This is a genomic window from Pseudarthrobacter sp. N5 (genome assembly GCF_050157035.1).
Taxonomy (GTDB): Bacteria; Actinomycetota; Actinomycetes; order Actinomycetales; family Micrococcaceae; genus Arthrobacter.
Window position 1 is genome coordinate 3,566,342 of sequence record NZ_CP189593.1, and the last position, 25,499, is coordinate 3,591,840.

A 25,499-nucleotide genomic window follows, 5' to 3' on the forward strand; every position below is an offset into this window, starting at 1 on the left:
CCTCAGGGGCAGCCGCAGGACTGGCGGATCCTTAGTTCGGTGGGGAAGATGCGGTGCTGCGGTTCCTGGCCCCGGGCAGCGCCCACCAGGGCAACTACGGCGGCCTCCGCCATGGCGCGCACCGGCTGCTCCACCGTCGTCAGCGCAGGCCAGCTGAATTCCGCCTCAACCGAACCATCAAAGGACGTCACGGCGATGTCCCCGGGAACCGACAGCCCGGCCTCGTGGATGGCCCGCAGGATGCCTACCGCGTGCATATCGGAACTGGCGAATGCCGCCGTTGGGCGGCTCGCTGCGGCCAGCAGCCGCTTTCCCGCAGCGTAGCCGCCCGGCCTGGTGAAGTCGCCGCGGACAATAGGGCCCTCCGGCAGTCCGGCCGCCGCGAGGGCCTGGAGCCAGCCCTGTTCGCGTCCGTCCAGGGAGTTGGACACGTTGGACCCCATGGCCAGTGCGATGTTTGTGTGCCCGTGGCTGATGAGGTGGTCCACGGCAATCCGGGCACCCGCTGCCAGGTCAACGCCCACGCTGTTGAAACCGGGTGCCTCGCCCGTGTGGTTCAGTAGCACCGAGGGGATTTCCGCTGATTCAAGATCAGCGAGATCAGGTTCGAAGAGGACGCTGGCCAGCACCACACCGTCCACCTGGCGGGCGGCCAGGTTGCGGATATTCCGCCGCTCCTTGGCCGGATTGCCGTCCGAGTTAGTCAGCAACAGCGCGTAGCCGAGCTCGGCCGCCGCGTCCTCAACAGCGTGCGCCAGCAGGGAAAAAAACGGGTTGCTGTTGTCCGGGATGACCAGGCCGATGGTTTCGCTGGATCCCAGCTTGAGCGCACGGGCGGCGGCATTGGGCCGGTAGCCGAGGATGCGGATAGCGTCCTGCACCTTGGCTGCCGTTGCCGGCGCCACTCTCTTGGGACCTTCGTTGACCACATAACTGACGACGGCGGTGCTCACCCCGGCATAGCGGGCGACATCCTTGCGGGTCACCGGTGTCCGCGGGGTGGGCACTGCCGAAGTCGTCATGAGGTACATGCTAGCTACTGGCTCCCGGGCGCATCGCCGAAATCGCGGATGGGCAGGCGTGCGCCGTTCTGCAGCGCGGATTCATGGGCCACAATTCCGGGAAGCGTGAAGCGCGCCGCCACCCAGGCGTTGACCGGCGGGAGGGTGCCGGTATTGACGGCGGTAACAAAATCATCAACGAGGAACTGGTGGCTGCCCTCGTGCCCATTGGGCGCGCCCAGGAACTCTTCCGGAAGCCTGCCGCGGTCGTGGACCGGCGCCAGCCCGGAGATGAAGGCGTCACGAAGTTCGGGTGCCACATCGGCCAATGAAGGATCGTCCGCGGAGATGCTGGGCTTGGTTTCCATCTGCTCAGAGACGTCGTGGACATCCTTTTTGTCCTGCCACACGGTCACGTTGGCAAGCTGCTCAAAGCTCGCCTCCGTGCCGAAGAAGCGGAAACGGGATTCGCGGAGGTGTGAGGGGTAGCCCACCCGGCGCATCTCGTTGGTGCGCATCACACCGCCGTCGTTCAGTTCAAAAAGCGCTGAAGCGTTGGAGAAGTCGTTGCCGAACATGCTGACGTCCTTGTCGAAAACGCCGTCCTGGCGGTCGTCCTTGACGCCCACACAGCTGACGCTCACGGCGTGTGCCGGCACCGCACCCAGGACCCCGCCGATGGCGTGGGTGGGGTACAGCATGGGCGGGTAGCTGGCTGTCGCCTTCCAATCCTCGCCTCCGCTGTACTGGTAGGCGTCATAGAAGCCCAGGTCCATGTCATGGACGTAGTCGCCCTCGCTGTAGAAAATCCGGCCGAACTTGCCGGCTTTATGCTGCTTCCGCGCATAGACAGTGGCCGGGTTGTAGTAGCTGGTTTCCCCCATGGCGTAGATGAGCCTGGTCTCGCGGACGGCCTCGATGATGCGCTGGATCTCCTCTTCGGAGATAGCCATCGGCACGGCCGAGTACACGTGCTTGCCGGCGCGCAGCGCCTGCTCCACCAAGGGACCGTGGGTCCAGCGCTGGGTGAAAATTGCCACGGCATCGACGTCGGATGCCAGCAGCTCCTCGAAACTCGCCTTGGTGCCGCCCAGCGCCCAACGCTCCTGCGCCGCCGCCGCGCGTTCCGGGCGCTCATCCACGACGTAGACCTCGCTGACGCCCGGGTGGAGCTTGAAGAGGTGGGCGAAGTGGCCGCCGAACTGACCGACGCCGACTACACCAATTGAAAACGTCATTGTCTACCTTTCTGTTGCTGCGTGATCCAAGGCGGCTGCAGCCGCTCCAGTTGGCCCAAAACGGGCTTCCACGATTCTTCCACCGGAATCTACACGAGTCAACAGAATTCGGCACCCTGAAAAAGACTCCAAGATTTGCAGGACAAAATACTTGCGCGTGCATTTCTACTCGTGTAGATTCTCTCTCACTTGTTACTCACGTCACATTCATTCAGGAGGGTCGAAGATGACCACCATCACCAAACTGCCGGATCCGGCAGCCGGCAAGGCAAACAGCAGAAGGTCCCCCAAACCGGCAATGCCCAGCCTGATCCGCCGCCTCGGGGATCTGAAGATCGCACTGCTCTTTATCCTTCCGGCGATGATCGGCTTCGTCGCCTTCTTCTTGATCCCCACCATCCGCGGCATCTACCTCAGCTTCACCGAATACAGCATCCTGGGGGATCCCACCTGGATCGGCATCAAGAACTACACCGCGATCTTCAGCGATGACCTGTTCTGGAACGCCATGACCGTGACTGTCCAGTACGTGGCCCTGAACATCGGCTTCCAGACAGTCATCGCAATCGGATTGGCGCTGCTGATGCACCGGGTGGCGAAATCCACGTTCATCCGCGGCGCGCTGCTGCTGCCGTTCCTGGTAGCAAATGTGATCGTTGCGCTCCTCTGGTTCTGGATGCTGGACTACCAGCTCGGCATCGTCAATGAGGTCATCAGCTGGATGGGCCTGCCGCGCATCGCTTTCTTCGGCAGCGAGCAGTGGGCCATCCCCACCATCGCGTTCGTCAACGTCTGGCGCCACATGGGCTACACGGCCCTTCTGATCTTCGCCGGACTGCAGGCAATCCCGAACCACGTCTACGAGGTTGCATCCCTGGATGGCGCTTCTCCATCAAGGACGTTCTGGAGCATCACCATGCCGCTGCTCCGCCCGGTCCTGGTGCTGGTCCTCGTGGTGACCGTGATCGGTTCCTTCCAGGTCTTCGACACCGTTGCCGTCACCACCGGCGGCGGGCCCGTCAACGCCTCCCGTGTGATCCAGATGTACATCTACCAGAAGGCCTTCGCCGAGTCCGACTTCGGCTATGCCTCTGCACTGTCCGTCATTCTCTTTGTCATCCTCGCCCTGGTGGCCTTCATCCAAATGAAGTTCCTCAAGGGCAACGAATCGGATCTGGACTAAGGAAGCCGCCATGACCACCTCCACTAATCCCCGCCGCACCGCAGAGTCAGGCAGAGCCCGCAGCACCTCCCGCGCCTCCAGCACCGGCGACGGCGGCACCAGCGACGGCGGCACGTCAGCCCGTTCCGCCGTCGTGCGTCCCCGTAAACCCATCAAATGGGGCCGCGTGGGCGCCTATACACTTGTGGTGATCGCCCTGATCGTCACGCTGGCCCCGTTCCTGTGGATGCTCCGGACGGCACTGTCCAGCAACCATTCGCTGGCAGCCAACGCCGGCAACCTGCTTCCCGCGGACTTCAGCTGGGGTGCCTTCAAGCGCGTCCTGGGGCTGCAGAGCCCCGAGGAAGCCATCGCCGAAGGCGGTTCCGGCGCGGCCATCAACTTCTGGATGTACCTGCGGAACTCCGTGATCGTGTCCACGCTGGTCACCGCGGGCCAGGTTTTCTTCAGCGCCATGGCCGCCTATGCCTTCTCCCGGCTGCGCTGGCCCGGCCGGGACAAGGTCTTCGCCCTGTTCCTGGCAACCATGATGGTCCCGCCGATCTTCACCGCCCTCCCCAACTTCCTGATGATCAAGAACCTGGGCCTGCTCAACACCTACGCCGGCATCATTCTGCCGTTCGTTTTCATGACCCCCTTCGCCATCTTCTTCCTGCGGCAGTTCTTCATGAGCATGTCCCGCGAAGTGGAGGAGGCAGCCATGCTGGACGGCGCAAAGCACGTGCGGATCTTTTTCCAGATCGTGCTGCCCAACGCCGCCGCACCGCTGGCAACGCTGGCGCTGCTGACGTTCATCGGCACGTGGAACGAATACTTCTGGCCGCTGCTGGTGGGCCAGGAGGAAAGCGTCCGGGTGCTCACCGTGGGCCTGGGCGTCTTCAAGTCCCAGTCGCCGCAGGGCGCCCCGGACTGGAGCGGGCTGATGGCTGCAACCCTGGTGGCTGCCATCCCCATCCTGCTGCTGTTCATTGCCTTCGGCAAGAAGGTGGTCAACTCCATCGGCTTCTCAGGAATCAAGTAATCCGCTCCAGGCAATTCCCCCCTCCTCGCAAGATCCTTCCCGCTCTACCGCCCTCCCGCTCTACCGCCCTCCCGCTTTACCCCTTCCCGCAAGAAATCACGAAAGGTCCATCATGAAGAAAACCATCGGCGCCGTCGCTGCCGCCGCAGCCATCGCCCTGTCCCTGTCCGCCTGCGGCGGTTCAGCCCCTGCCTCCTCGGAGGCAAAGGGCGAGATTAATTACTGGCTGTGGGATGCCAACCAGCTCCCCGCTTACCAGCAGTGCGCAGACGATTTCACTAAGGCCAACCCGGACATCAAGGTCAAGATCACCCAGCGCGGCTGGGACGACTACTGGGCCACCCTGACCAACGGCTTCGTCGCCGGCACCGCGCCGGACGTCTTCACGGACCACCTCGCCAAGTTCCCCGAGTATGCCTCGAAGAAGCAGCTGCTGTCCCTGGACGACGCTGTCAAGAACGACGGCATCAAGCTGGACATCTACAACCAGGGTCTCGCGGATCTGTGGGTTGGCGAAGACGGCAAGCGCTATGGCCTCCCCAAGGATTGGGACACCGTTGGCCTCTTTTACAACAAGGCCATGACGGACTCCGCAGGCCTCAGCGCCGAGCAGATGGCGAACCTGGACTGGAACCCCTCCGACGGCGGCAGCTACGAAAAGGCGATCGCCCACCTGACCGTGGACAAGAACGGCAAGCGCGGCGACGAAGCCGGCTTCGACAAGAACAACGTCGCCGTCTTCGGCCTCGGCCTCGCCGGCAGCGGCTCGGGCCAGGGCCAGACCGAGTGGAGCTTCCTCAGCGCCACCACCGGCTGGACCGCCACGGACAAAAACCCGTGGGGCAAGAAATTCAACTACGACGACCCCAAGTTCCAGGAAACCATCACCTGGTGGGCCGGCCTGATCGAGAAAGGCTACATGCCCAAGCTCGAAACCACCGTCGGCGCCAGCCTGGCGGACAACTTCGGTGCCGGCAAGGCAGCCATCAACACCACCGGTGACTGGCTGATCGGCCAGTACAGCACCTACAAGGGTGTGGCGACCGGAATCGCCCCCACCCCCAAGGGTCCCGACGGCAAGCGCGCCAGCATGTTCAACGGCCTGGCAGATTCCATCTGGGCCGGTACCAAGAACCCGGCGGCCTCCGTCAAATGGGTCGAATACCTCGCCTCGGCCAATTGCCAGGACGTCGTGGCCAGCAAGGCCGTTGTGTTCCCGGCCATCACCAGCTCATCCGAGCTGGCGGCCAAGGCTTTCGAGGCCAAGGGCACCGACGTCAGCGCCTTCACCACCCACGTCAAGGATGGCACCACGTTCCTCTTCCCAATCGCTGACAAAGCAGCCAAGATTGACGGCATCATGAAGCCGGCTATGGACGCGGTGCTGTCAGGCAAGAAGCCCGCCAGCTCGCTCACGGAAGCCAACAACCAGGTCAACACGCTGTTCAAGTAACCCTGTTCAGGTAACGCTGCGAAGCAGACCAACCCGTTTGCGGGGCCCGCACTGCGCTCCCGGATCCATCCCAGGAGCACGGAGCGGGCTCCGCATTCACTCCGGCCCTACACAACCAAGACCACCGAAAGTGAAGCCACCATGGACCCCCTGCACCTCCGTTCCGCCGGCACCAGCCTGCTGATCAGCTTCGACAGCGGAGAGGCAGAAGTCATCCATTGGGGCGCAGACCTTGGCGGCATCCTGCCGGATCTGGCCATTCTCGGTGATCCGGTTCCGCACTCCGCCATCGACGCCACCGTTCCGGCCGGGCTCCTCCCCCAGGCTTCTTCCAGCTGGCGCGGGCGTCCCGCGCTCCGGGGCCACAGGATCGTCGACGGCGTGGCCGGCTTTGACTTTTCCGTCCGCCTCCGCGCCGTGAGCGCCACCGCTGAAGGGACCACCGCCGTCGTGATTCAGTCGGATGCGGATGCCGGCATCAGCATTGAGTCCACACTGAAACTGCACGACGGCGGCCTGCTGGAAATGCGGCACACCGTCACCAACACGGGGTCCACGCCCTTCCAGCTTGATGAACTCGCGACCGTTCTGCCGGTGGGGCCGGAGGCCACGGAACTCCTGGACCTGACCGGCCGGTGGTGCCGGGAACGCCACCCGCAGCGCCGCGAGATCCAGCAGGGCACCTGGGTCCGGACCGGTCGCCACGGGCGCACCGGGCACGATTCCTCACTGCTGCTGGCCGCCGGGACAGCCGGTTTCGGCAACCGGCACGGCAAGGTGTGGGCCACGCACCTGGCCTGGAGCGGTAACCATGAGCAGTTTGCGGACAGCATTGGAGACGGGCGCACCATGATCGGCGGCTCCGAGCTGCTGGGGTCCGCCGAAGTGGTTCTCGCACCCAATGGCAGCCACACCACCCCGGCACTTTTCGCGGCGTACTCGAAGCGCGGCCTGGACGGGATCAGTGAGGCGTTTTACAGCTGGTTCCGCGCCCGGCCTCATCATGTGCTGCCCGCTTCTGGTGCAGGGGCAGCCGCCAGCGGGCTCCCGGCCGGCAAGCCGCGCCCGGTGGTGCTCAACACCTGGGAAGCAGTGTACTTCGCCCACAACCTGGGCACCCTGATCGAGTTGGCGGACTCCGCCTCCGATCTCGGGGTGGAGCGCTTTGTGCTCGACGACGGCTGGTTCCGCGGACGCCGCGACGACCACGCCGGTCTGGGTGACTGGTACGTGGACGAAACCCTCTGGCCGTCCGGCCTGGCGCCGCTGATCGAGGCGGTCACCTCCCGCGGCATGGAGTTCGGGCTCTGGGTGGAACCGGAAATGGTCAACCTGGATTCCGACATAGCGCGGGCGCATCCGGACTGGATCGCAGGCCCGGCCGCGGCCTCCCGGAAGGACGGCGGCCGGCTGCCGCTGGAATGGCGCAACCAGCACATCATCGATCTGGTGAATCCGGAGGCATGGCAGTACATCTTTGACCGGATCTCCGCCCTGCTGCGCGAGAACAACATCAGCTATCTCAAGTGGGACCAGAACCGGGACCTGCTGGAGCACGGCCACGCCGGACGCGCCTCCGTGCACGGGCAGACACTCGCGGCGTACCGGCTGTTCGACGAGCTGAAGAAGGCGCACCCGGGCGTGGAGATTGAAAGCTGTTCATCCGGCGGCGCCCGCGTGGATCTTGGCATCCTGCAGCGGACGGACCGGATCTGGGCCTCGGACTGCAACGATGCCCTGGAGCGTCAGACCATCCAGCGCTGGACCGGCCTGGTGGTCCCGCCGGAGTTGGTGGGCGGCCACGTCGGCCCCACCACTTCGCACACCACGGCCCGCACCCATGATCTGTCCTTCCGCGCCATCACGGCCCTGTTCGGTCATTTCGGCATGGAATGGGATGTGCGCGGAGTGGTGGGTGCTGAACGTGAAGAACTTAAGCGGTTCATCGGGCTGTACAAAGAGCACCGCGGCCTGATCCACAGTGGCCGGATGGTGCGCGCGGATGTCGCCGACGACTCACTGATGTTGCATGGTGTGGTCTCTCCGGCAGCTGTGGCAGCCGGTCAGACTGCTGCCCTGTTTGCCCTGGTCAGCACCGGTAGCGCGTTTGCGGAGCAGCCCGGCCGGGTGACCATCCCAGGGCTCGATCCGGACCGGAGCTACCGTGTTGAGGCCATCTTCCCTGCCCCTGGCGACGCCGACTATGCCCACACCTTCACCCAGGTCCGGCCACCAGCCTGGCTGGAGTCCGGGGCTGAGGCCGCCGGCACTTTCCTGGCCGAGGTGGGCCTGCCGATGCCCATCCTGAACCCGGAACACGCAGTCCTCCTCCGCGTCACTGGGCTGTAGGAACGGGGTTGCAGGAACCCGAGGCCGCATGACGTCGGCCTGGGAGTCAGGACCGACGGTTTCTGCTCCATCATTCGCCGAGACGCTCTCGCGCACCTGCGGTTTTCCGGCCATGCGAAGTTTATCTAATCGAATGATGGAGCAGAATCCAGCATCCCACGGTCCCACAACCCTATAGATTGGGACTCATGACTGACGCCACCTCCCCTGTCGCAGCCGGCCGCGGCACCATCCTTATTGTCAACGGCCCCAACCTCAACCTCCTCGGAACACGCGAGCCGGAGAAGTACGGCACGTCCACGCTGGCTGACGTTGAGCAACTGGCCATCGCCGCGGCCGAGTCCCACGGCTTCACGGTGGACTGTGTCCAGTCCAACCACGAGGGCGATCTCCTGGACGCCATCCACGCTGCCCGCGGTACCGCCGTCGGCATTGTCATTAACGCTGGCGCGTTCACGCACACGTCCGTAGCGCTCCGTGATGCGCTGGCCGCCGTCGAGCTTCCCTCGGTGGAGGTGCACATCACCAATGTGCACCAGCGTGAGGAATTCCGGCACCACTCTTACCTCTCCGGCGTGTGCACCGCGGTGATCGTGGGCGCCGGCGTGCACGGCTACAGGCTCGCCATCGATTACCTGGCCGAGGTGGTTTAGTCCCGTGGCCGCCGAATCCGGTGCCAGCGCCGAACCCGGTACCAGCGATGCTTCCCATGCTGCCAAACCGCCCAGCCGCACGGCAGAGTGGTACCGGCATTTCGGACTTTTCGAGGCGCCTGGATCCTCGGCCTGCTATTCAGAATGGACGCTGGGGATTGCTGATGATCCGGCGCTGATCGAGCGGATCGAGCAGTGGCCGCACCATAAACGTCAGCCCAATCTGATGCTGGCCGCTGCCCGCTTTCTGGGCGCGCAGATCAGCCCTTACGCTGCATTCCGCGAGTTTTTGGACGCGCACTGGACGGACGTCACGCGCATTGTCCTTTCACGCGCCACCCAGACCAACGAAGCCGGCCGCTGCGCCACGCTGCTGCCGTCATTCGCCGCGATCGCCGCTGCCGACGGCAAGCCGCTGGCGTTGATTGAGGTGGGCGCCTCTGCCGGGCTGGTGCTGTTCCCGGACCAGTACAGCTACGAGTTCGACGACGGCACATCGGTTACGCGGCTGGCCCCCGCCCGGGTGTCGGGGAGCGAGGCCCCGGTACTCCGCTGCACCACAACCGGTCCTGTCCCGTTGCCAGACAGATTGCCTGAGGTGACGTGGCGTGCCGGCATCGATCTGAACCCGCTTGACGTCAACAATCCTGAGGATGTTGCCTGGCTGGAAGCTCTTGTCTGGCCCGAACAGGATTTCCGCCGTGAGCGGCTGCGCCAGGCGGTCGCAGTCGCCCGGAGGGATCCGCCGCGGCTGGTGGCCGGGGACCTCAACCGCCAGCTTCTGGACCTGGCAGGACATGCACCTGATGAGGCCACCCTGGTAATTTTTCATAGCGCCGTGCTGGGCTATCTCAACGCCGGGGAGCGGGCCCGCTTCCGTGAAACCATCGCCAGCCTCGCCGCCGGCCGCGGCTGCCACTGGCTGTCCAACGAGGGGCACAAAGTCATCGATCAGGAGGACGGATCCAACGTTGTCCCGGAGATGGCCGAGGACAGGCTACGTGGTCGGTTCCTGCTCCTTCACAACGGAAAGCCCGTGGCCATCACCGGACCGCACGGTCAGAGCATCGAGTGGCTCGAGCCCTGATTACTTCTGAATACACTGCCCGGAAGACACGGCCCTGCTGAGCCCCGGCGCCTGGGCGGCCACGGGATTGAGGTCGATCATGGGGATGGCGAACCCCAGGGCGGCATCTGAGGTGGTTTTGGCGAAGATGACACCGGCCACCAGGCCTTCTGTGGTGAGCAGCGGGCCGCCCGAGTTGCCGGGCTGGACGTCACCGGCGAGCCGGTAGACCTCATCCGCGGACGGGTTGTTGCCGTAGATATCGGGGACCAGCACAGTGGTGATGTCCTGAACCGTTGCAGGTTTGGACTGTAACGGGCCGCCGTGCGGGTAGCCGGCGAAGGCTGCCTGGCTGCCGGCCGGCAGGTCCGGGCTCAGCCCCAGCGGTGTGGAGGGCAATCCGTCCACGGCCAGGACGGCAAGGTCACGCTGGCTGTCGAAGTAGACCACCCTGCCGGGCATGGCCCCGCCGCCCGGAATCTCAACGACAGGCTGCGACACGCCCGCAACCACATGCGCATTCGTGACCACCCTTCCCGGCGAAACCACAAAGCCGGATCCAGTCTGGTTCTGGCCGCACTGAAAGGCAGTACCGGCGATTTTCAGCACAGATTCGGCAGCCTTGTTCAACGCCGGCGTATCCGTACTGGCGTTGGGGGCCGCCACGGGCTGACCTTGTCCCCGGCCCTCGATCAGGGTAGGAATTCCGTTGCCGATCACCGTTGAACGCAGCTGCGCCATGGTGGTTTTGACCGGGGTGGGCGTCAGCCCGTCGATAAAGCGGATCACCTTGGATTCGGCCAGCTGCTGGGACACGAACGGGACGCCGAGCGAACTGATGCTGAAGGCCAGCATGGACATCACCAGGGCCGAGACCACCAGATTCACGCCGCCGCCCACCAGCCGGTCCACAGTGCGAAGCGGGGTGATCCGCACGGCACTGCGGATTTTCCGGCCGATCATGGTTCCCAAGGCATGGCCAAGGCCCATAAGCACGACAGCGGCGGCCACTATTGCGGTCAGCCTCCATCCGCTGTCGTTGACGAAATCGCTCACAAGCGGCACGGCAAGGAAAGCCGCCACGGCTCCTGCGGCAAAGCCGGCAATGCCGCCCAGCGTCACGAGAAAGCCGTTGCGCAGGCCATAGATCAGGTAGGACAGGAGCGTCATAATCAACGCCAGGTCCAGAACGGTCAAGCCAAACACCGGGGCTCCTTACAAACGGTTGATGCCCAATTCTACGGGGGATCTCTGACAATCTGCCGGGGACGGTTTGCGGCGGCCCGGAAGAGCCAATCTGCGGGCAGCACGGAACTCTAAGGGCGCCCACGGCGGGGTCTGGGCGTCATTTCAGGCGTTGCTGGTGCCAAGTACGTCACAGAACGTTGAAAATTCTGAAACAATGGCACAAGCGCCACAGCCGACACATTTATTCAGGAGATTTCATGGACATCGAGGTATTGCGCCGCGCGCCCCTTTTCGCCACGCTCGACGACGAAGCATTCCGTCTGTTGACGGACGAGCTCACCGAGGTGGACCTTTCGCGTGGGGCATCTGTATTCCGCGAGGGTGATCAGGGCGACCAGCTCTACTTCATCGTCTCCGGCAAGGTCAAGCTCGGCCGCACATCCCCGGACGGACGTGAATCCCTGCTGGCGATCCTCGGCCCCGGCGAGCTCTTCGGCGAGATGGCACTGTTCGACCCCAGCCCCCGTACGGCGACGGCAACGGCCGTTTCCGAGACCCGGCTCGCCGGCCTCAGGAACGAAAGCCTCAACGCCCTGCTGCGGACCCGCCCGGAGGTTTCTGCTCAGCTGCTGCAAGCACTGGCACGCCGCCTGCGCCGCACCAACGATTCGCTCTCTGACCTCGTGTTCTCCGACGTCCCGGGCCGCGTGGCCAAGGCACTGCTGGACCTGGCAGACCGCTTCGGCAGGCCTGCGACCGACGGCGTCCTGGTGGCGCACGAACTCACGCAGGAGGAACTGGCCCAGCTGGTGGGCGCCTCCCGCGAAACCGTCAACAAGGCACTGGCCGAGTTCGTCCAGCGCGGCTGGCTCCGGCTCGAAGCCCGCGCCGTCGTCATCCTGGACATGCAGCGCCTCCGCCAGCGCTCCCGCTAAACATCTTCAGCAGCACAAGACAAGAAGGCCGGTCCCGCCGAAACGGGAGCCGGCCTTCTGTCTCGGGGTTCGACTCAGCGGACTTCAGTCCGCGTCCCGGCAGCGAGCAAGGCCAGGTCAGCGTTCCCGCTGGGGTTCGCCGGCGACGGTCTTTGCTGCCTCAACTTCGAGCATCAGCTTGCCGTCTTCCTCAACGAGCTTCGGCTGATACACGTGGGCCTTGCGCTTGTAGCTGAGGTAGGCGATGCAGCCGTTCGCGGCAGCCATTTTTTCCAGCATGATCTCGGATCCGGGAACCAGCAGCTGGCCGAGCTTCAGGCCAACGGTGTTTTCCTGGCCCACTTCATCACCGAGGGACGAGGTGTCCCGTTCGCGGATGATCTTGGTCACGCACACCCAGCGGCCCCAAACTCCCTTGCTGGCCAGCAGTGACGGCTGCTGGTTTACCGGGACGGTAGCTGCAAAGTAGCGGGTATTGAACCGGCGGTGCGCAAAGTCCGGGCTCTGCCAGTTCACCAGCGACTTGAGCAGGTCGGTCCGGAGCGACAATCCGCGCTTTACCAGCATGTCGGTGAAGGACTTCTCCTGCGCAGCCACGGCTTCACGTGCCCGCATCCATTCCGCCCTGGACGTTGCTTCCACCGTGGTGGACAGGTCCGGCCCGGCCAGCAGCACGCCGGTTTCCTCGAAGAGTTCCCGGATCGCGCCCACCACGTGGCGGCGTGCCAGCCCGACGTCGCCGGTCCCCATCGACTCGGCCCAATGCTGGGGTGAGGGGCCCAGCCAGCCGAGGGCGTCGTCGTCGGACGTTTCCAGGGAACCTCCGGGGAAGGCGAGAACGCCCAGCGGCGACGTGCCCGGACGGTAGCCGAGCCAGGTCTCCAGACCGGTGGGGGAATCGCGCAACAGGACTACGGATGAGGCGAAACGGGCCGCGCGCGGCGTCCGCTCGCCGTGTTCAAGCCAGCTTTGCGCTGCCCCTTCAAGATCGGGGGGTAGAACAAACAGGCGTCGGGCTAACTGAGGCAAGTGAAGTGACCGGTCCCTAGCTGAATTCGGCGATCAGTTCGACCTCAACAGGAGAATCGAGCGGCAGGACGGAAACCCCGACGGCGGAACGGGCGTGCTGCCCCGCGTCACCCAGGACTTTGCCCAGGAGCTCGGACGCACCGTTGATGACGCCGGGCTGGCCTGTGAAGGAGGGATCCGAGGAGACGAAACCGACTACCTTGACGATCCGGGTGATGCGGTCCAGGTCTCCGATGACGCTCTTGACTGCTGCCAGCGCGTTGACGGCGCAGACAGCGGCGTAGGCCTTGGCATCTTCGGGCGACACGGTGGGCTCGTCTGCGTTGCCCTCGGCGCCGGCGGACACCTTGCCCGTAGCTTCGAGTTTGCCGTTAATGAAAGGCAGCTGCCCGGAGGTGTAGACGTGGTTGCCGGAGATCACGGCGGGGACATAGGCGGCCACCGGGGCGGCAACATCAGGCAGGCTCAGGCCCAGCTCGGCAAGGCGCTGCTCGACGGCGGAAATCGGGGCTGTTCCGGCGCCAGCGGTGGTTTCTGCAGGGGTAGTCACGTTACTGCTTCTCCCTCTTGAGGTAGGCAACCAGGCCTTTTCCATCGGGTCCTGTGACTACCTGGACGAGGTCCCAGCCGTCCTCTCCCCACTGGTCCAGGATCTGCTTCGTGGCGTGAATAATGAGTGGAATCGTGGCGTACTCCCATTTGGTCATGAACTAAAGCCTATGTCCTTGCCGGTAAAGTGGAAAACATGGTGACTCGTAAGAACCCCATTTTCGACACGGCCACTACCCTCGGAAAGATTTTTGGTTTCCTTGGTGTGAGCGCTGTTTGTGGTGTCCTGGTGGCGGGACTCCTGGTCCCGGCAGCCGCCGTCTCGGGCAGCACGGCCAGCGGTTCCATCCAATTCTTTGACACTCTTCCGGCGGAGCTGCAGGTGGATCCGCCCAGCCAGTCCACCAAGATTCTGGCCTCCGATGGCAGTGTCATCGCCAATCTTTTCGCGGAGAACCGCACCAAGGTTCCGCTGGACCAGATCTCACCGTTCATGCGGGACGCCGTGATCTCCATCGAGGACACCAGATTTTACGAGCACGGCGGTGTTGACACCACGGGCATCCTGCGTGCGCTGGTGAGCACCGCGCGCGGTAACAAGCAGGGCGCCTCCACCATCACCCAGCAGTATGTGAACAACATCCTCAACTCCTCCTTGGAAGCCCAGGGCAAGGGCGAGGACGTCAAGCTCAATGGTGTGAACAAGGGCGTGGGTGACAAGCTCCGCGAGATGAAGCTCGCCATCGCTTTGGAGAAGAAGTTCACCAAGGAACAGATCCTTGAGGGCTACCTCAACATTGTCTTCTTCAACCGCGACGCCTACGGCATCGAGGCCGCGTCCAAGTTCTTCTTCAGCACCACGGCCAAGGACCTCACGCTCCCCCAGGCGGCGCTTCTGGCCGGGCTGGTCAACAGCCCTTCCGCCTTTGACCCCATCACCAACCCGGAAAACTCCAAGAACCGCCGGGACCTCGTACTGAACGCCATGTTCACACAGGGAAAAATCAAACGGGCGGACTACGACGCCGCGGTTGCCACGCCCGTGACACCCAAGGTCACCCCGGCCAGCCAGGGCTGCCAGTACGCGTCAACGGCACCGTACTTCTGCGATTACGTGCTGCACCTGCTGCTGAACAACCCGGCCTACGGGGCCGACGCAGCCCAGCGCGAAAAGATGGTGTTCCGCGGCGGCCTCACCATCACCACCACCCTGGACCCCAAGGCGCAGAACGCCGCACAGGCCCAGGTGGATGCCACGGCCGGAGCGAATCCTGACAAGTGGGGCGCATCGCTGGTTTCCGTGCAGCCGAACACCGGCAAAATCACCAACATGGCGCAGAACACGGTGTGGTTCAAGACCGAGGGAAAGTTCGATTCCAACCTCAATTTCAACGTGGACAAACTCGACAAGAACGGCAGTGACCTGAACGGGCTCGGCGGCGCCCAGCCCGGGTCCACCATGAAGCCCTTCACCTTCGCTGAGTGGCTCAACGAGGGTAAGTCCATGAAAACCACCATCAACGCTGCCACCCGCCGCTATCCGCCGAAGTTTCCGTGGAAGAACACCTGCCCCAACCCGACGGTGGGCTGGTATGACGCAACGGTTCCCGACAGCTTTGACCTGCAGAACTCGGATGAAGTCCACTACAGTTCGATGACTGTGCTGTACGGTCTGATGAACTCGATCAACACTGCCACCTTCGCCTCAGCGGCCCAGCTTGACCTCTGCGGTATCCAGAAGATTGTTGACGCTGTGGGCATCCACGGCGGGCTGCCCGATGCGGACGGCAATCCCAACCCGCAGGTGAAAATGACAACTCTGGCAAACCTGATCGGTACCACCCAGACTGCGCCGCTGACCATGGCGAGTGCGTTTGCCACCTTCGCCAACGACGGCAAGTACTGCGAACCGATCGCCATCACCTCGGTGACGGACCAGGCCGGCGCCCAACTGCCCGCGCAGGCCAGCAACTGCAAGGACGCCGTCAAACCCGAGGTGGCACGCGGTGTCGCGTCTGCCATGCAGGAGGTCCTGAACCAGGGCTCCGGCTCACTGATCCAGCCGCGTATTTCCACCAAGACCAACTTCCCCATCGCGGCCAAGACCGGTACCAACGACAGCAACAGTTCCACCTGGGTGGTCGGTTATACCACCGGCCTGGCCACGGCATCCTGGTTCGGCGACCCGCTCGGCGACCAACGGCGTTATGGCCGCAACATCACCATCAACGGCACGTTCTACAAGTTCATTGACGGTTACATGATCGCCGGGCCTCAGTTCTCCAAGTTCATGGCGCAGATGGCACCGGCCTACGGCACCAACCCGTTCCAGGCTCCGCCGTCAAATCTGCTCGACGCGCCGGGAGCACCGCGGCCGAACACGCAGTCCACCACGGCACCGGTGGCGCCGTCCTCCCCTGCCCCGGCCCCGGCGCCCAGCGACAAACCCAAAGGAAACGGGTAGCCGGTGACGGCCGCATCCACACTGGCCAGCCGCGTCCGAAGCATCGGGCGCGGCTTTGCCGTCACCGCCGCAGCGGGCACACTGGCCGGCGCGGCCACCGTGGGCTACGGCCTGTGGGAAAAGAACCAGTTTGTGCTCCGTGAGGAGACGCTGCCCATCCTTCCGGCGGGCCAGGCCCCGTTCCGCGTCCTGCACCTGAGCGACATCCACTTTGTGCCGGGCCAGAACACCAAGGCCGAGTGGCTGGGTTCCCTGGCCGCCCTGAAACCGGATCTGGTGGTGAACACCGGCGACAACCTCAGCCATGCCAAGGCAATCGATCCGCTGCTTAAGGCGTTGGCGCCGCTGCTGGAATTCCCCGGCGTTTTTGTCCCGGGCTCCAACGACTACTTCGCACCCAGGCTCAAGAACCCGGCCTCGTATTTGCTGGGCCCTTCGAAAACCAAACCTGACCCTGTGGAGCTGGACTGGCCTCGGCTCCGCTCCGGATTCGGCATGGGCGGCTGGGTGGATCTGACCAACCGCAACCAGTCCCTGGTACTCAAAGGCCTGCGCTTTGATTTCTCCGGCGTGGACGATCCCCACCTCAAGCGCGAGAGGTACGCGGGATGGCCCCGCGGCACCAAGGGCCAGGACTCCAATCCGCATCTGAAGGTGGCCGTCATCCATGCCCCCTATCAGCGTGTGCTGGACCACTTCACCGAGGACGGTGCGGATCTGCTCCTGGCCGGCCACACCCACGGCGGCCAGCTCTGCATCCCCGGCTACGGCGCCCTCATTGCCAACTGCGACATCCCCACGTGGCGGGCCAAGGGTCTCAACGATTGGGAAAGCAAAGGACGTACGACGCCGGTGAACGTCTCCGGCGGCATCGGCACCTCACGCTTCGCCCCGATCCGCATCGCCTGCAGGCCCGAGGCCGTGCTGCTGACCCTGACGTCCCCCGCCTGAGCGCCTGTGCGCCTGCCTTCGCCAGACCGTGGGTTCGGCCCGTAGGCTGCGTTCCGGAAGGGAGCCTACGGGCCACACCCAGGATCCCGGCATGACGCGGGGTGCATTGCGAAACGGAATAACTGTGCCAAATCCCCACGCATGGTGAATTCCTGTGAACCGTGTCACGCCATGGCATAGGGTAGTTGCTACGGGAAACTACATTCGCAGTCGGGTTTAAGAAGCGGGCATGGCCAAGCAGACTTCATTTTTCAGATCAATCAGCCGTCTCTACCCACATATGAAGCCGATTATCCCCCGGCTATTTATGGGGCTCATGAGTGCGCTCCTGGCAAGCCTCGTGGCCCTCACCATCCCCCAGGTGCTCCGGGTCCTCATCAACGATTCGCTCGAGCCCGGCGGGGCCACGGACGCAGTGTGGGTTGCCGCCGTCGTGATCCTGCTCCTTGGGATTGCCGAGGCAGGGCTGGTAGCGCTGCGCCGCTTTTTCGTCATCAACCCGGCAACCACGGTGGAAACCAGGATGCGAGTTTCGCTCTACGGCCACCTGCAGGACCTCACCGTTTCCTTCCATGACCGCTGGGGATCCGGGCAACTGCTCTCCCGTGCCATGACGGACCTGAACTTCCTGCGCCGCTGGATGGCGTTCGGTGCCATCATGCTGGTGGTCACCACCCTCACTGTGGTGATCGGCGTCGTCGTGATGTTCTCCATGAGCTGGCAGCTGGCCCTCATTTTCCTCGCGGCGGCCGTGCCGATCATGATCTACGCCTTCCGGTTCCGGACACGCTTCAGCAAAGTTACCCGCCTCAGCCAGGACCAGGCCGGTGATCTGGCCACCACCGTGGAGGAATCCGTCCACGGCATCCGGGTGCTGAAGGCATTTGGCCGCAGCCGCGAGGCGCTGGAGAACTTTAACGAACAGGCCGAGGAACTCCGCAAGACCGAGATCGCCAAGGCCAAGCACCTCGCAACGTTCAGCTTGGTGGTTACCCTGCTGCCCGAGCTGGCACTCGGCGCAGGCCTGGTGGTGGGGGTGATGCTGGCCGCGAACCGTGAGCTGAGCATCGGTTCGCTGGTTGCCTTCTTCGCCACGGCTGCGGTGATCGCCTCGCCCGTTGAGTTCTGCGGCATGCTCCTGGCCATGGCCCTCACCGCCAAAACGGCCGTGGACCGCCACTACGAGGTCATGGATTCGGTGAACACCATCACCAGCCCGGCCGAGCCCACCCGCCCGGCCGGACTCAAGGGAGCGCTCAGCTTCAACCAGGCCACCTTCGCCTTCGAGGATGCCCTGGACAAGCCGATCCTGAAGGACGTCAGCCTGGACATCCGCCCGGGCGAGACCATGGCGCTGGTGGGCATCACCGGCAGCGGCAAGAGCGCCCTGCTCCAGCTGGTTCCCCGGCTCTATGAGGTAACCGACGGCTCCATCACCATCGACGGCGTGGACCTCCGCGACTTCAGTGTGGAGGAGCTCCGCGAAGTAGTGGCAGTGGCGTTCGAGGACACCACGCTGTTCTCCAACTCAGTGCGGGACAACGTGCTCCTCGGGGCCCGTGAGCGCACCGAAGTAGCCCTGGAGGAAGCGCTCGACGTCGCCCAGGCACACTTTGCATTTTCCCTCCCGCAGGGTCTTGACACCCTGATCGGCGAGGAAGGGCTGAGCCTATCCGGCGGCCAGCGGCAGCGCATCGCCCTGGCCCGGGCCATCGCGGCCAAGCCCAGGGTGCTGGTGCTGGATGATCCCCTGTCCGCACTGGACGTCAACACGGAAGTACTTGTGGAGAGGCGGCTGCGCGAAGTCCTCGCCGACACCACCACCCTGATCGTCGCCCACCGGCCGTCCACTGTGGCTCTTGCCGACCGGGTGGCGCTGCTTCAGGAAGGCCGCATCACCGCCGTCGGAACCCATGCGGAGCTGCTGGCCCGTAGCCAGCACTACCGCTACGTGATTGCCAGCCTCGAAACAGAACCCCGGGACCTGGATTCCGAGCTGCTGGACTCCGAGCTATCCCACCTCGACGGCCAGACAGAGGAGGTTTCCCGATGACCAGCGCAACCTTCGGCACAGCCAATGAGGACAACGCACACCTCAGTAAAAGCGACAGCAAAACTGTACGACGGCGGTCTGTCGCCTTGTTGGGGTCGCTGATCCGCCCGGTGCGGCTGCGATTCTGGCTGACGATCGTTATGGTGGTGCTCTCGCAGGCTGCGCGGGTGGCGGGGCCGGCACTCATCGCTTTCGGGATCGACCGTGCGTTGCCGGCCCTGCAGGCAGGGGACAACGTCCCGCTGGTACTGGCCGGCGTCGCGTATCTGGCGGCTGCCCTCGTTACGGCAGGCCTGACGGCAATGTATGTGACGTCCACGGCGAGGCTCAGCCAGTCCATGCTGCTGGATCTGCGGGTGCGGGTGTTCAGGCACACGCAGCGGCTCAGCCTGGAATTCCACGAGAAATACACGTCCGGCCGCATTATTGCCCGGCAGACCTCGGACCTCGAAGCGCTCCGCGAACTCCTCGATTCCGGCGTCAGCTCGTTGGCCTCGGGCATGCTTTTTATGATTTTCACGGCCATCACGGTGTTCGCGCTGGATTGGCGCAGCGGGCTGATGGTGCTTGCCGCGGGCGTGCCGATGTACTTCCTGGCCCGCTGGTACCAGAAGCACTCCCAGATCGTCTTCCGCGAGTCCCGCGTAGTGTCCGCCCGGCTGATCGTGCACTTTGTGGAGACCATGACCGGCATCCGCGCCGTCAAGGCCTTCCGCAAGGAGCGCGAAAACGCGGAGCGCTACGGACAGCTTTCCGAGGACTACCGGACGGTAACCGTCCGCTCCATCAACCTCAACGGGGTTTTCCAGCCGGGCTTGGTGCTGATCGGCAACGTGTGCGTCGCCGTGGTGCTGCTGTTCGGTGGTTTCCGCGTGATCACCGGCGAACTGGCTGTGGGCGTGCTCCTGGCACTCATTCTCTCCACCAAGCGCTTCTTCCAGCCGGTGGACCAGATGGCCATGTTCTACAACTCCTTCCAGAGCGCCCAGGCCGCCCTCGAAAAGGTCTCAGGTCTGCTCGAGGAAGTTCCCACCGTCCGGCCGCCCAAGAACCCGGTTGCACTCCGGGATGCCGTAGGCACCATCGATTTCAAAGACGTGGAGTTCGGTTATGGTGACGGCCCCGTGATCATTCCCACCATGGACCTGCACATCCCGGCCGGACAGACCGTGGCACTCGTGGGCCAGACCGGAGCCGGCAAATCCACGCTGGCCAAGCTGATCGCCCGGTTCTACGATGTCACGTCCGGATCGCTCACCCTGGATGGTGTGGATCTGCGCAGCCTGACAACCTCGGACCTGCGCCGCAACGTGGTGATGGTCACCCAGGAAGCTTTCCTGTTCAGCGGCTCCGTGGCAGACAATATCGCCCTCGGCCGGCCGGAAGCCTCCCGCGAGGAGATCGAGGAGGCGGCCAAGGCTGTGGGGGCGCACGAGTTCATCGCGGAGTTGCCGGAGGGTTACGACACCGACGTCAACAAGCGTGGTGGCCGGGTTTCCGCCGGCCAGCGGCAGCTCATCAGCTTCGCCCGCGCGTTCCTGGCCCGCCCGGCTGTGTTGATTCTGGACGAAGCCACGTCATCGCTGGACATCCCCTCCGAGCGTCTGGTCCAGAACGGCCTGGCGCGCCTTCTCCGGGGGACCGGCGACGGCGGCGGCGGGACTGGCAGTGACGCCGGCACCCTGTGTGCCGGGGAAGCGCGTGCCGGGGAAGCGCGTGCCGGGGATGCCCGTGAGGGCGGTGCGCGGCGCACGGCCCTCATCATCGCGCACCGGCTCTCCACCGTGGAAACCGCGGACCGTGTGCTGGTGGTCCACGACGGACGGGTGGTGGAGGACGGCACGCCTGAAGAGCTGATCGGTGGCGGCGGACGTTTCGCCCAGCTGCACGGGGCGTGGAAAGACTCCTTGGTCTAAAAGGATTCCGGAGATGGTTCCGGACGGCGCCGCTGGCGGATTTCGCATCCGGACCTGCCATCCGCTATTCTTGTAAAGTTGCTTTTGCAGCGGATCGGGATGTGGCGCAGCTTGGTAGCGCGCGTCGTTCGGGACGACGAGGTCGCAGGTTCAAATCCTGTCATCCCGACCAAACAGTAAAGAGGGTCTCCCACACGGGAGGCCCTCTTTACTTGTTCCAGCCAATCCGGAGGCTGCGGTTCAGAAGACCTGGTCATTGCTATTCTGGCGTGCCTGGCCGTTTCCGAGCAGCGGAAGTCCGGCCTCCAGCAGGACGGAAAAATGGCTCCGGGAGGTGGTTCGCACACGTCCCGGAGCCGTTGATCCCTTGCGGAAAAGAATTACATCGGGTCAGGCCAGTTCCCGACATTGGTGGAAAGCATGGGGTCGGGCCAGTTGCCAACCGCCTGCGAGACCCGCATGGGATCCGGCCAGTTGCCCACGGCAACGGTGGAGCCGGTGAAATCCGCAATCGAACCTGCGGAAAGTACGGCGGGAGCCGCAGCAGAGAATGCCAGTGCGCCTGCCAGAACGGCGGCGGCCGCAATCTTCTTCAACATATGAGTTCCTCAATACGAGTCGGATTCGTTACAAAGTCAGCACTGCCCTTGTTGACATACATTGTAAAATTATTTCCACAGGGACTGTCAAGCATTGGGTATAAAGGCTGTCCGGAATGAGGAGGAAAACCCGTGGGGAACGGATTCGGGGAGAAGCTCCGTGCGGAGCGACTCGAACGCGGGTTGACGCAGGCTGCGCTGGGGAAGGACCTGTATTCGCCCAGCTACATTTCACTGTTGGAAACCGGCCGCCGGGAACCAACGGCCGACGTCATCGAGGAGCTGGCGCGCCGCCTGGAGCTGGCCCCCAAAGCGCTCGAAGCCTGGAGCCAGCCAATATCGGTCAGTGATGCCGAGTATGTCCTCGCGGGGCTCTATGCACGTCAGGCATGGGACCTCCGGGACTACCCGCTGGCTGCCAGCCACGCCGCCATAGCCGCGCAAATTGCCTTGGAAGGCAAGAACACCAGCGCCTGGTGGAACATGACCTATATGCAGGCCGAATGCCTCATCAAGCAGGGCCGCTGGCTGGAATGCCAGAAGATCATGCAGCACCTCGTGGAGCACCCCATGGCCACTGAATCCGCAGGGCTGGGGGTCCGTGCCCGGCAGATGCTGGCGGCCGCCTGCCAGGGCCAAGGACAACTCACCGCTGCAGTGGAACACGCCCAGAAGGCAGTCAAGCTCTGCGAAAAGTTGCCCCAGGGATCCACTCTGATCATCGGCGCACTCCGGGCCTTGATCGGCGCGCTGGCAGAAAGCGGCCGGATGGACGAGGCCTGGGTCTACTGCGAAGCCATGAACGAGCAGACGGACGAACAGTCCATGACCCAGCTCGCCGGGGAAGTGGCCTGGGTGATCGGCAACGTCGCGTTTATGCGGCACGACTACGCCGAGGGCATCAGGCACCACGAGCGCGCAGCACGGCTTCTGTCCCCCGCGAATGACATTGAACTGTGGGCCCGCTTCAACAAGGCCTCCGCAGCGGTCCGGCTTTCCTCCGGAATTGTGGAGCCGGAAACTCTCTCCGCCATTGAACGCGCCGAACTGGCGCTGTCCATTGTGGGCGGAAACAAGACCGATGAACTGGAAGTCGCATTCATCCGCGCCCGCTGGCTCTACCTCACCGGCGATGTGGTTGCCGCTGTCCTGAAGCTTCGGGAAATCCACGCAGAACGGGCGGCCCTCGCAAAGCACACGGCCGGTGAAGTGTCGCTGCTCCTGGGGAAGTCGCTCAAGGCTGCTGGTGAATCGGAGGAGGCTCTGGTGCACCTGGAGGAGGCCCAGCGGGCATTCAGTGCGGCAGGCGCCTCAGACCGGGTCCAGCAGGCCATGGACGCCGTCCTGGAGATCAGGCTTGCACAGCGCCGCGCCGCAGCAGCCGAGGCCAGCTGAAGCAGCGCACCACCTGGACGGGTGCCCAGCGGACGACGCGCTTTGACGAACCGCCCGCCGGTGGAGTCAGCACCTAGACGAACGTCCTGCCGGTGATCTTCTCGTACGCCTCCATGTAGCGGCTGCGCGTCCGGGCAATGACATCTGCGGGGAGGGCCGGCGGCGGGGTGTCCGATGATTTGTCCCACCCCGATTCCGCTGACGTCAGCCAGTCGCGGACATACTGCTTGTCATACGACGGCTGGGATTTTCCGGGAGCGTAGCTCGCCGCGTCCCAGAAGCGCGAGGAATCCGGGGTCAGGACTTCATCACCGAGGGTGATGCTGCCGCTGACCGGATCATAGCCGAACTCCACCTTGGTGTCGGCGAGGATGATGCCGCGTTCACGGGCCACGTTCTCCGCCGTTGTGTAGATCTTGAGAGTCAGCTCACTCAGCCGTTCCGCGATGTCATCGCCCACCATGGCAACTACGTCGTTATAGGTGATGTTTTCGTCGTGCTCCCCCACCTCTGCCTTGGCGGATGGCGTGAAAATGGCCGGGGACAGGCGCGAACCGTCCACCAGTCCTTCGGGCAGCGGGATGCTGCAGACAGTGCCGGAATCCTTGTACTCAACAAGTCCGGAGCCGGTCAGGTAGCCGCGGGCGATGCACTCCACCGGGAACATGTCCAGCTTCTTGCAGATCATGGCGCGACCCTCAACGGCAGCAGGAACGCCACCTTCAACCGTGGACTCCAGCACGTGGTGCTCAACATCCAGCTGGTCAAACCACCACAGGCTCAGCTGGGTCAGGATGCGGCCCTTGTCCGGGATCTCGCTGGCGAGGACGTGATCGTAGGCGCTGATGCGGTCGCTCGCCACCACCAGCACGCAGTCCTGGCCGATCATTTCCCGGATGGAATCATCCACAGGAACGTACAGGTCCCGGACCTTGCCCGAGTACACGTGCTCCCAGCCCGGGAGATCCAGCGCCTGGGTGTCCAGTCCCCCGGCGTTGCTGCCGGAGTCAGATCCGGAATCTGATCCAAAATTAGTGGAGTGCTGCTTCATTTCAGCCACGGTCATGCCTTTGCCTTCGAGGCAGCTGGGGTCGCTGGGAGCACACCAGTGCCGCCGGACGCTACCTTGATCTCACCACGGGCGGCCTTGCCGCCGATGTCAGTTCGGAACTGGGAGCCTTCCAGCTGAACCAGCTCCACGCCGTCGTACGCCCTTTCACGTGCCTCCACGAGGTCCGAACCGAGCGCCACCACGGCGAGCACCCGACCACCGGCGGAGACCACCTTGCCTTCGTCGTCGAGCCTGGTGCCCGCATGGACCACATGGACGCCGTCCAGCTGATCCACCTTCTTGAGCCCCCGGATCCGGTCCCCCGTGCGGGGGGCGTCGGGGTAGTTTTCGGAGGCGACGACGACGGCGACAGCGGTCTCCTTGGACCAGCGCAGCTCGCCCACCTTGTCCAGTTCGCCTTTGGCAGCTGCCATCAGCAGCCCGCCCAGGGGCGTCTTGAGCCGCGCCAGCACAGCCTGGGTCTCGGGATCGCCGAAGCGGACGTTGAATTCGATGACGCGCGTGCCGCGCGATGTCAGGGCCAGGCCCACAAAGAGCACGCCCACGAAAGGGGTGCCGCGGTTGGCCATCTCGATGACAGTCGGCTGGGCCACCCGGTCAATCACTTCCTGGACCAGGCCTGCGGGCGCCCATTCCAGCGGGGTGTACGCGCCCATGCCGCCGGTATTGGGGCCTTCATCGTTGTCGAAGATGCGCTTGAAATCCTGTGCCGGCGAGAGCGCCATGGTGTTGTGTCCGTCGCACAGGACAAAGACGGAAACCTCCGGTCCGTCCAGGAATTCCTCGATCACCACGGTTCCGCCGGCGTCGAAGCACGTCTGGGCGTGGGCCAGGGCTTCGTCGCGGTCCTTGGTGACCACCACGCCCTTGCCCGCGGCCAGGCCGTCGTCCTTGACCACATACGGTGCACCGAAGGTGTCCAGGGCGGCGACGGCTTCCTCGGCGTTTGCGGCGACGAGGGCCATGGCGGTGGGCACTCCGGCCTCGGCCATGACCTGCTTGGCGAACGCCTTGGATGCTTCCAGCTGGGCCGCGGCCTTGCTGGGCCCGAACACTGGAATGCCGGCAGCACGGACGGCGTCGGAAACGCCTGCGGCGAGCGGGGCCTCGGGTCCCACCACCACCAGGTCAACGGTCAGCCTGCTGGCCAGTGCGGCCACGGCCTCTGGATCGTTGCCGTCAATGGCGTGCGTGGGGACCAGCTTGCTGATGCCCGCGTTGCCCGGTGCCGCATGGACTTCCGAGACGTTGGGATCGGCGAGCAGGGAGCGGACAATGGCGTGTTCGCGGCCTCCGGGGCCAATGACGAGTACCTTCACAGTATCCAAGGGTACTTTGTGCACCGGGCAGGCTCCTAAGCTGTGTCGCCGCGGGCTTCGCACCG

Annotated in this window: 21 protein-coding genes and 1 tRNA gene; 13 read left to right on the top strand and 9 right to left on the bottom strand. The window is 64.2% G+C overall.

Translation table 11 applies throughout. From position 1 onward, the window contains the following. Positions 1-2 precede the first annotated feature (2 nt). On the bottom strand, positions 3-1,031 hold the full coding sequence (locus ACQCST_RS17115; RefSeq protein ID WP_426996916.1) for a LacI family DNA-binding transcriptional regulator: 1,029 nt from the start codon (positions 1,029-1,031) through the stop codon (positions 3-5). 5 nt (positions 1,032-1,036) lie between these two features. Next, on the bottom strand, positions 1,037-2,239 hold the full coding sequence (locus tag ACQCST_RS17120) for a Gfo/Idh/MocA family protein (protein ID WP_426996917.1): 1,203 nt from the start codon (positions 2,237-2,239) through the stop codon (positions 1,037-1,039). A 226-nt stretch (positions 2,240-2,465) separates the two neighbouring features. On the opposite strand from ACQCST_RS17120, the gene ACQCST_RS17125 reads away from it, so the two are divergent. From ACQCST_RS17125 to ACQCST_RS17150, 6 genes are all read left to right on the top strand, one after another. After that, positions 2,466-3,422 (top strand): carbohydrate ABC transporter permease, encoded by a 957-nt coding sequence (locus tag ACQCST_RS17125; RefSeq protein ID WP_426996918.1) that lies wholly within the window; start codon positions 2,466-2,468, stop codon positions 3,420-3,422. A gap of 10 nt (positions 3,423-3,432) precedes the next feature. After that, positions 3,433-4,443 carry a carbohydrate ABC transporter permease gene (locus tag ACQCST_RS17130; protein WP_426996919.1) on the top strand — a complete coding sequence of 337 codons (1,011 nt, stop codon included), beginning with the start codon at positions 3,433-3,435 and terminating at the stop codon, positions 4,441-4,443. Positions 4,444-4,555: 112 nt separating this feature from the next. Next, positions 4,556-5,896 (top strand): ABC transporter substrate-binding protein, encoded by a 1,341-nt coding sequence (locus tag ACQCST_RS17135; protein ID WP_426996920.1) that lies wholly within the window; start codon positions 4,556-4,558, stop codon positions 5,894-5,896. A gap of 141 nt (positions 5,897-6,037) precedes the next feature. Next, the gene (locus ACQCST_RS17140) at positions 6,038-8,245 is read left to right on the top strand and encodes an alpha-galactosidase (protein WP_426996921.1); all 2,208 of its coding nucleotides are present in this window, start codon (positions 6,038-6,040) and stop codon (positions 8,243-8,245) included. Between the two features lie 188 nt (positions 8,246-8,433). Next, positions 8,434-8,898 (top strand): type II 3-dehydroquinate dehydratase, encoded by a 465-nt coding sequence (gene aroQ / locus ACQCST_RS17145; RefSeq protein ID WP_426996922.1) that lies wholly within the window; start codon positions 8,434-8,436, stop codon positions 8,896-8,898. Positions 8,899-8,902: 4 nt separating this feature from the next. Continuing rightward, a complete protein-coding gene (locus ACQCST_RS17150) occupies positions 8,903-9,985 on the top strand; it encodes a DUF2332 domain-containing protein (RefSeq protein WP_426996923.1) in 1,083 nt (360 codons plus the stop codon). Here ACQCST_RS17150 and ACQCST_RS17155 read toward each other — a convergent pair whose 3' ends face one another. Continuing rightward, entirely contained in the window at positions 9,986-11,170 is a 1,185-nt protein-coding gene (locus tag ACQCST_RS17155; RefSeq protein ID WP_426996924.1) for a MarP family serine protease, read from the bottom strand. It abuts the gene before it with no gap. 239 nt (positions 11,171-11,409) lie between these two features. Here ACQCST_RS17155 and ACQCST_RS17160 point away from each other — a divergent pair, with 239 nt between their 5' ends. Next, on the top strand, positions 11,410-12,087 hold the full coding sequence (locus tag ACQCST_RS17160) for a Crp/Fnr family transcriptional regulator (protein WP_214961308.1): 678 nt from the start codon (positions 11,410-11,412) through the stop codon (positions 12,085-12,087). Between the two features lie 117 nt (positions 12,088-12,204). Here ACQCST_RS17160 and ACQCST_RS17165 read toward each other — a convergent pair whose 3' ends face one another. From ACQCST_RS17165 to ACQCST_RS17175, 3 genes are read right to left on the bottom strand one after another with little or no spacing between them, the layout of a single operon-like run. After that, positions 12,205-13,116: an NUDIX hydrolase gene (locus ACQCST_RS17165; protein ID WP_426996925.1), complete on the bottom strand. Its 912-nt coding sequence runs from the start codon at positions 13,114-13,116 to the stop codon at positions 12,205-12,207. A gap of 16 nt (positions 13,117-13,132) precedes the next feature. Next, positions 13,133-13,666 (bottom strand): RidA family protein, encoded by a 534-nt coding sequence (locus ACQCST_RS17170; RefSeq protein ID WP_426996926.1) that lies wholly within the window; start codon positions 13,664-13,666, stop codon positions 13,133-13,135. A 1-nt stretch (position 13,667) separates the two neighbouring features. Beyond that, positions 13,668-13,823, bottom strand: a complete 156-nt coding sequence (locus ACQCST_RS17175) for a hypothetical protein (RefSeq protein ID WP_426996927.1) — start codon at positions 13,821-13,823, stop codon at positions 13,668-13,670. A 38-nt stretch (positions 13,824-13,861) separates the two neighbouring features. On the opposite strand from ACQCST_RS17175, the gene ACQCST_RS17180 reads away from it, so the two are divergent. The 5 genes from ACQCST_RS17180 to ACQCST_RS17200 all read left to right on the top strand — a co-directional run bounded on the left by ACQCST_RS17180 (position 13,862) and on the right by ACQCST_RS17200 (position 21,221). After that, positions 13,862-16,129, top strand: coding sequence for a transglycosylase domain-containing protein (locus ACQCST_RS17180; protein ID WP_426996928.1), 2,268 nt, complete (start codon positions 13,862-13,864; stop codon positions 16,127-16,129). A 3-nt stretch (positions 16,130-16,132) separates the two neighbouring features. After that, positions 16,133-17,080 carry a metallophosphoesterase gene (locus ACQCST_RS17185; protein ID WP_426996930.1) on the top strand — a complete coding sequence of 316 codons (948 nt, stop codon included), beginning with the start codon at positions 16,133-16,135 and terminating at the stop codon, positions 17,078-17,080. 229 nt (positions 17,081-17,309) lie between these two features. Beyond that, positions 17,310-19,133 (top strand): ABC transporter ATP-binding protein, encoded by a 1,824-nt coding sequence (locus tag ACQCST_RS17190; RefSeq protein WP_426996931.1) that lies wholly within the window; start codon positions 17,310-17,312, stop codon positions 19,131-19,133. After that, complete coding sequence (locus ACQCST_RS17195) at positions 19,130-21,049, top strand: ABC transporter ATP-binding protein (RefSeq protein ID WP_426996932.1); 1,920 nt, start codon at positions 19,130-19,132, stop codon at positions 21,047-21,049. Before ACQCST_RS17190 ends, ACQCST_RS17195 begins: the two co-directional genes overlap by 4 nt. A gap of 95 nt (positions 21,050-21,144) precedes the next feature. Continuing rightward, positions 21,145-21,221: transfer RNA gene (locus tag ACQCST_RS17200), tRNA-Pro, on the top strand. Positions 21,222-21,429: 208 nt separating this feature from the next. Here the strand turns inward: ACQCST_RS17200 and ACQCST_RS17205 are convergent. Continuing rightward, complete coding sequence (locus tag ACQCST_RS17205) at positions 21,430-21,648, bottom strand: hypothetical protein (RefSeq protein ID WP_426996933.1); 219 nt, start codon at positions 21,646-21,648, stop codon at positions 21,430-21,432. A 132-nt stretch (positions 21,649-21,780) separates the two neighbouring features. On the opposite strand from ACQCST_RS17205, the gene ACQCST_RS17210 reads away from it, so the two are divergent. After that, positions 21,781-23,043 carry a helix-turn-helix domain-containing protein gene (locus tag ACQCST_RS17210; RefSeq protein ID WP_426996934.1) on the top strand — a complete coding sequence of 421 codons (1,263 nt, stop codon included), beginning with the start codon at positions 21,781-21,783 and terminating at the stop codon, positions 23,041-23,043. A 73-nt stretch (positions 23,044-23,116) separates the two neighbouring features. Here ACQCST_RS17210 and ACQCST_RS17215 read toward each other — a convergent pair whose 3' ends face one another. Both ACQCST_RS17215 and purD read right to left on the bottom strand, forming a co-directional pair. Next, positions 23,117-24,094 carry a phosphoribosylaminoimidazolesuccinocarboxamide synthase gene (locus ACQCST_RS17215; protein WP_426999208.1) on the bottom strand — a complete coding sequence of 326 codons (978 nt, stop codon included), beginning with the start codon at positions 24,092-24,094 and terminating at the stop codon, positions 23,117-23,119. Positions 24,095-24,105: 11 nt separating this feature from the next. Beyond that, positions 24,106-25,434 carry a phosphoribosylamine--glycine ligase gene (gene purD, locus ACQCST_RS17220; RefSeq protein WP_426999209.1) on the bottom strand — a complete coding sequence of 443 codons (1,329 nt, stop codon included), beginning with the start codon at positions 25,432-25,434 and terminating at the stop codon, positions 24,106-24,108. Positions 25,435-25,499: the final 65 nt, after the last annotated feature.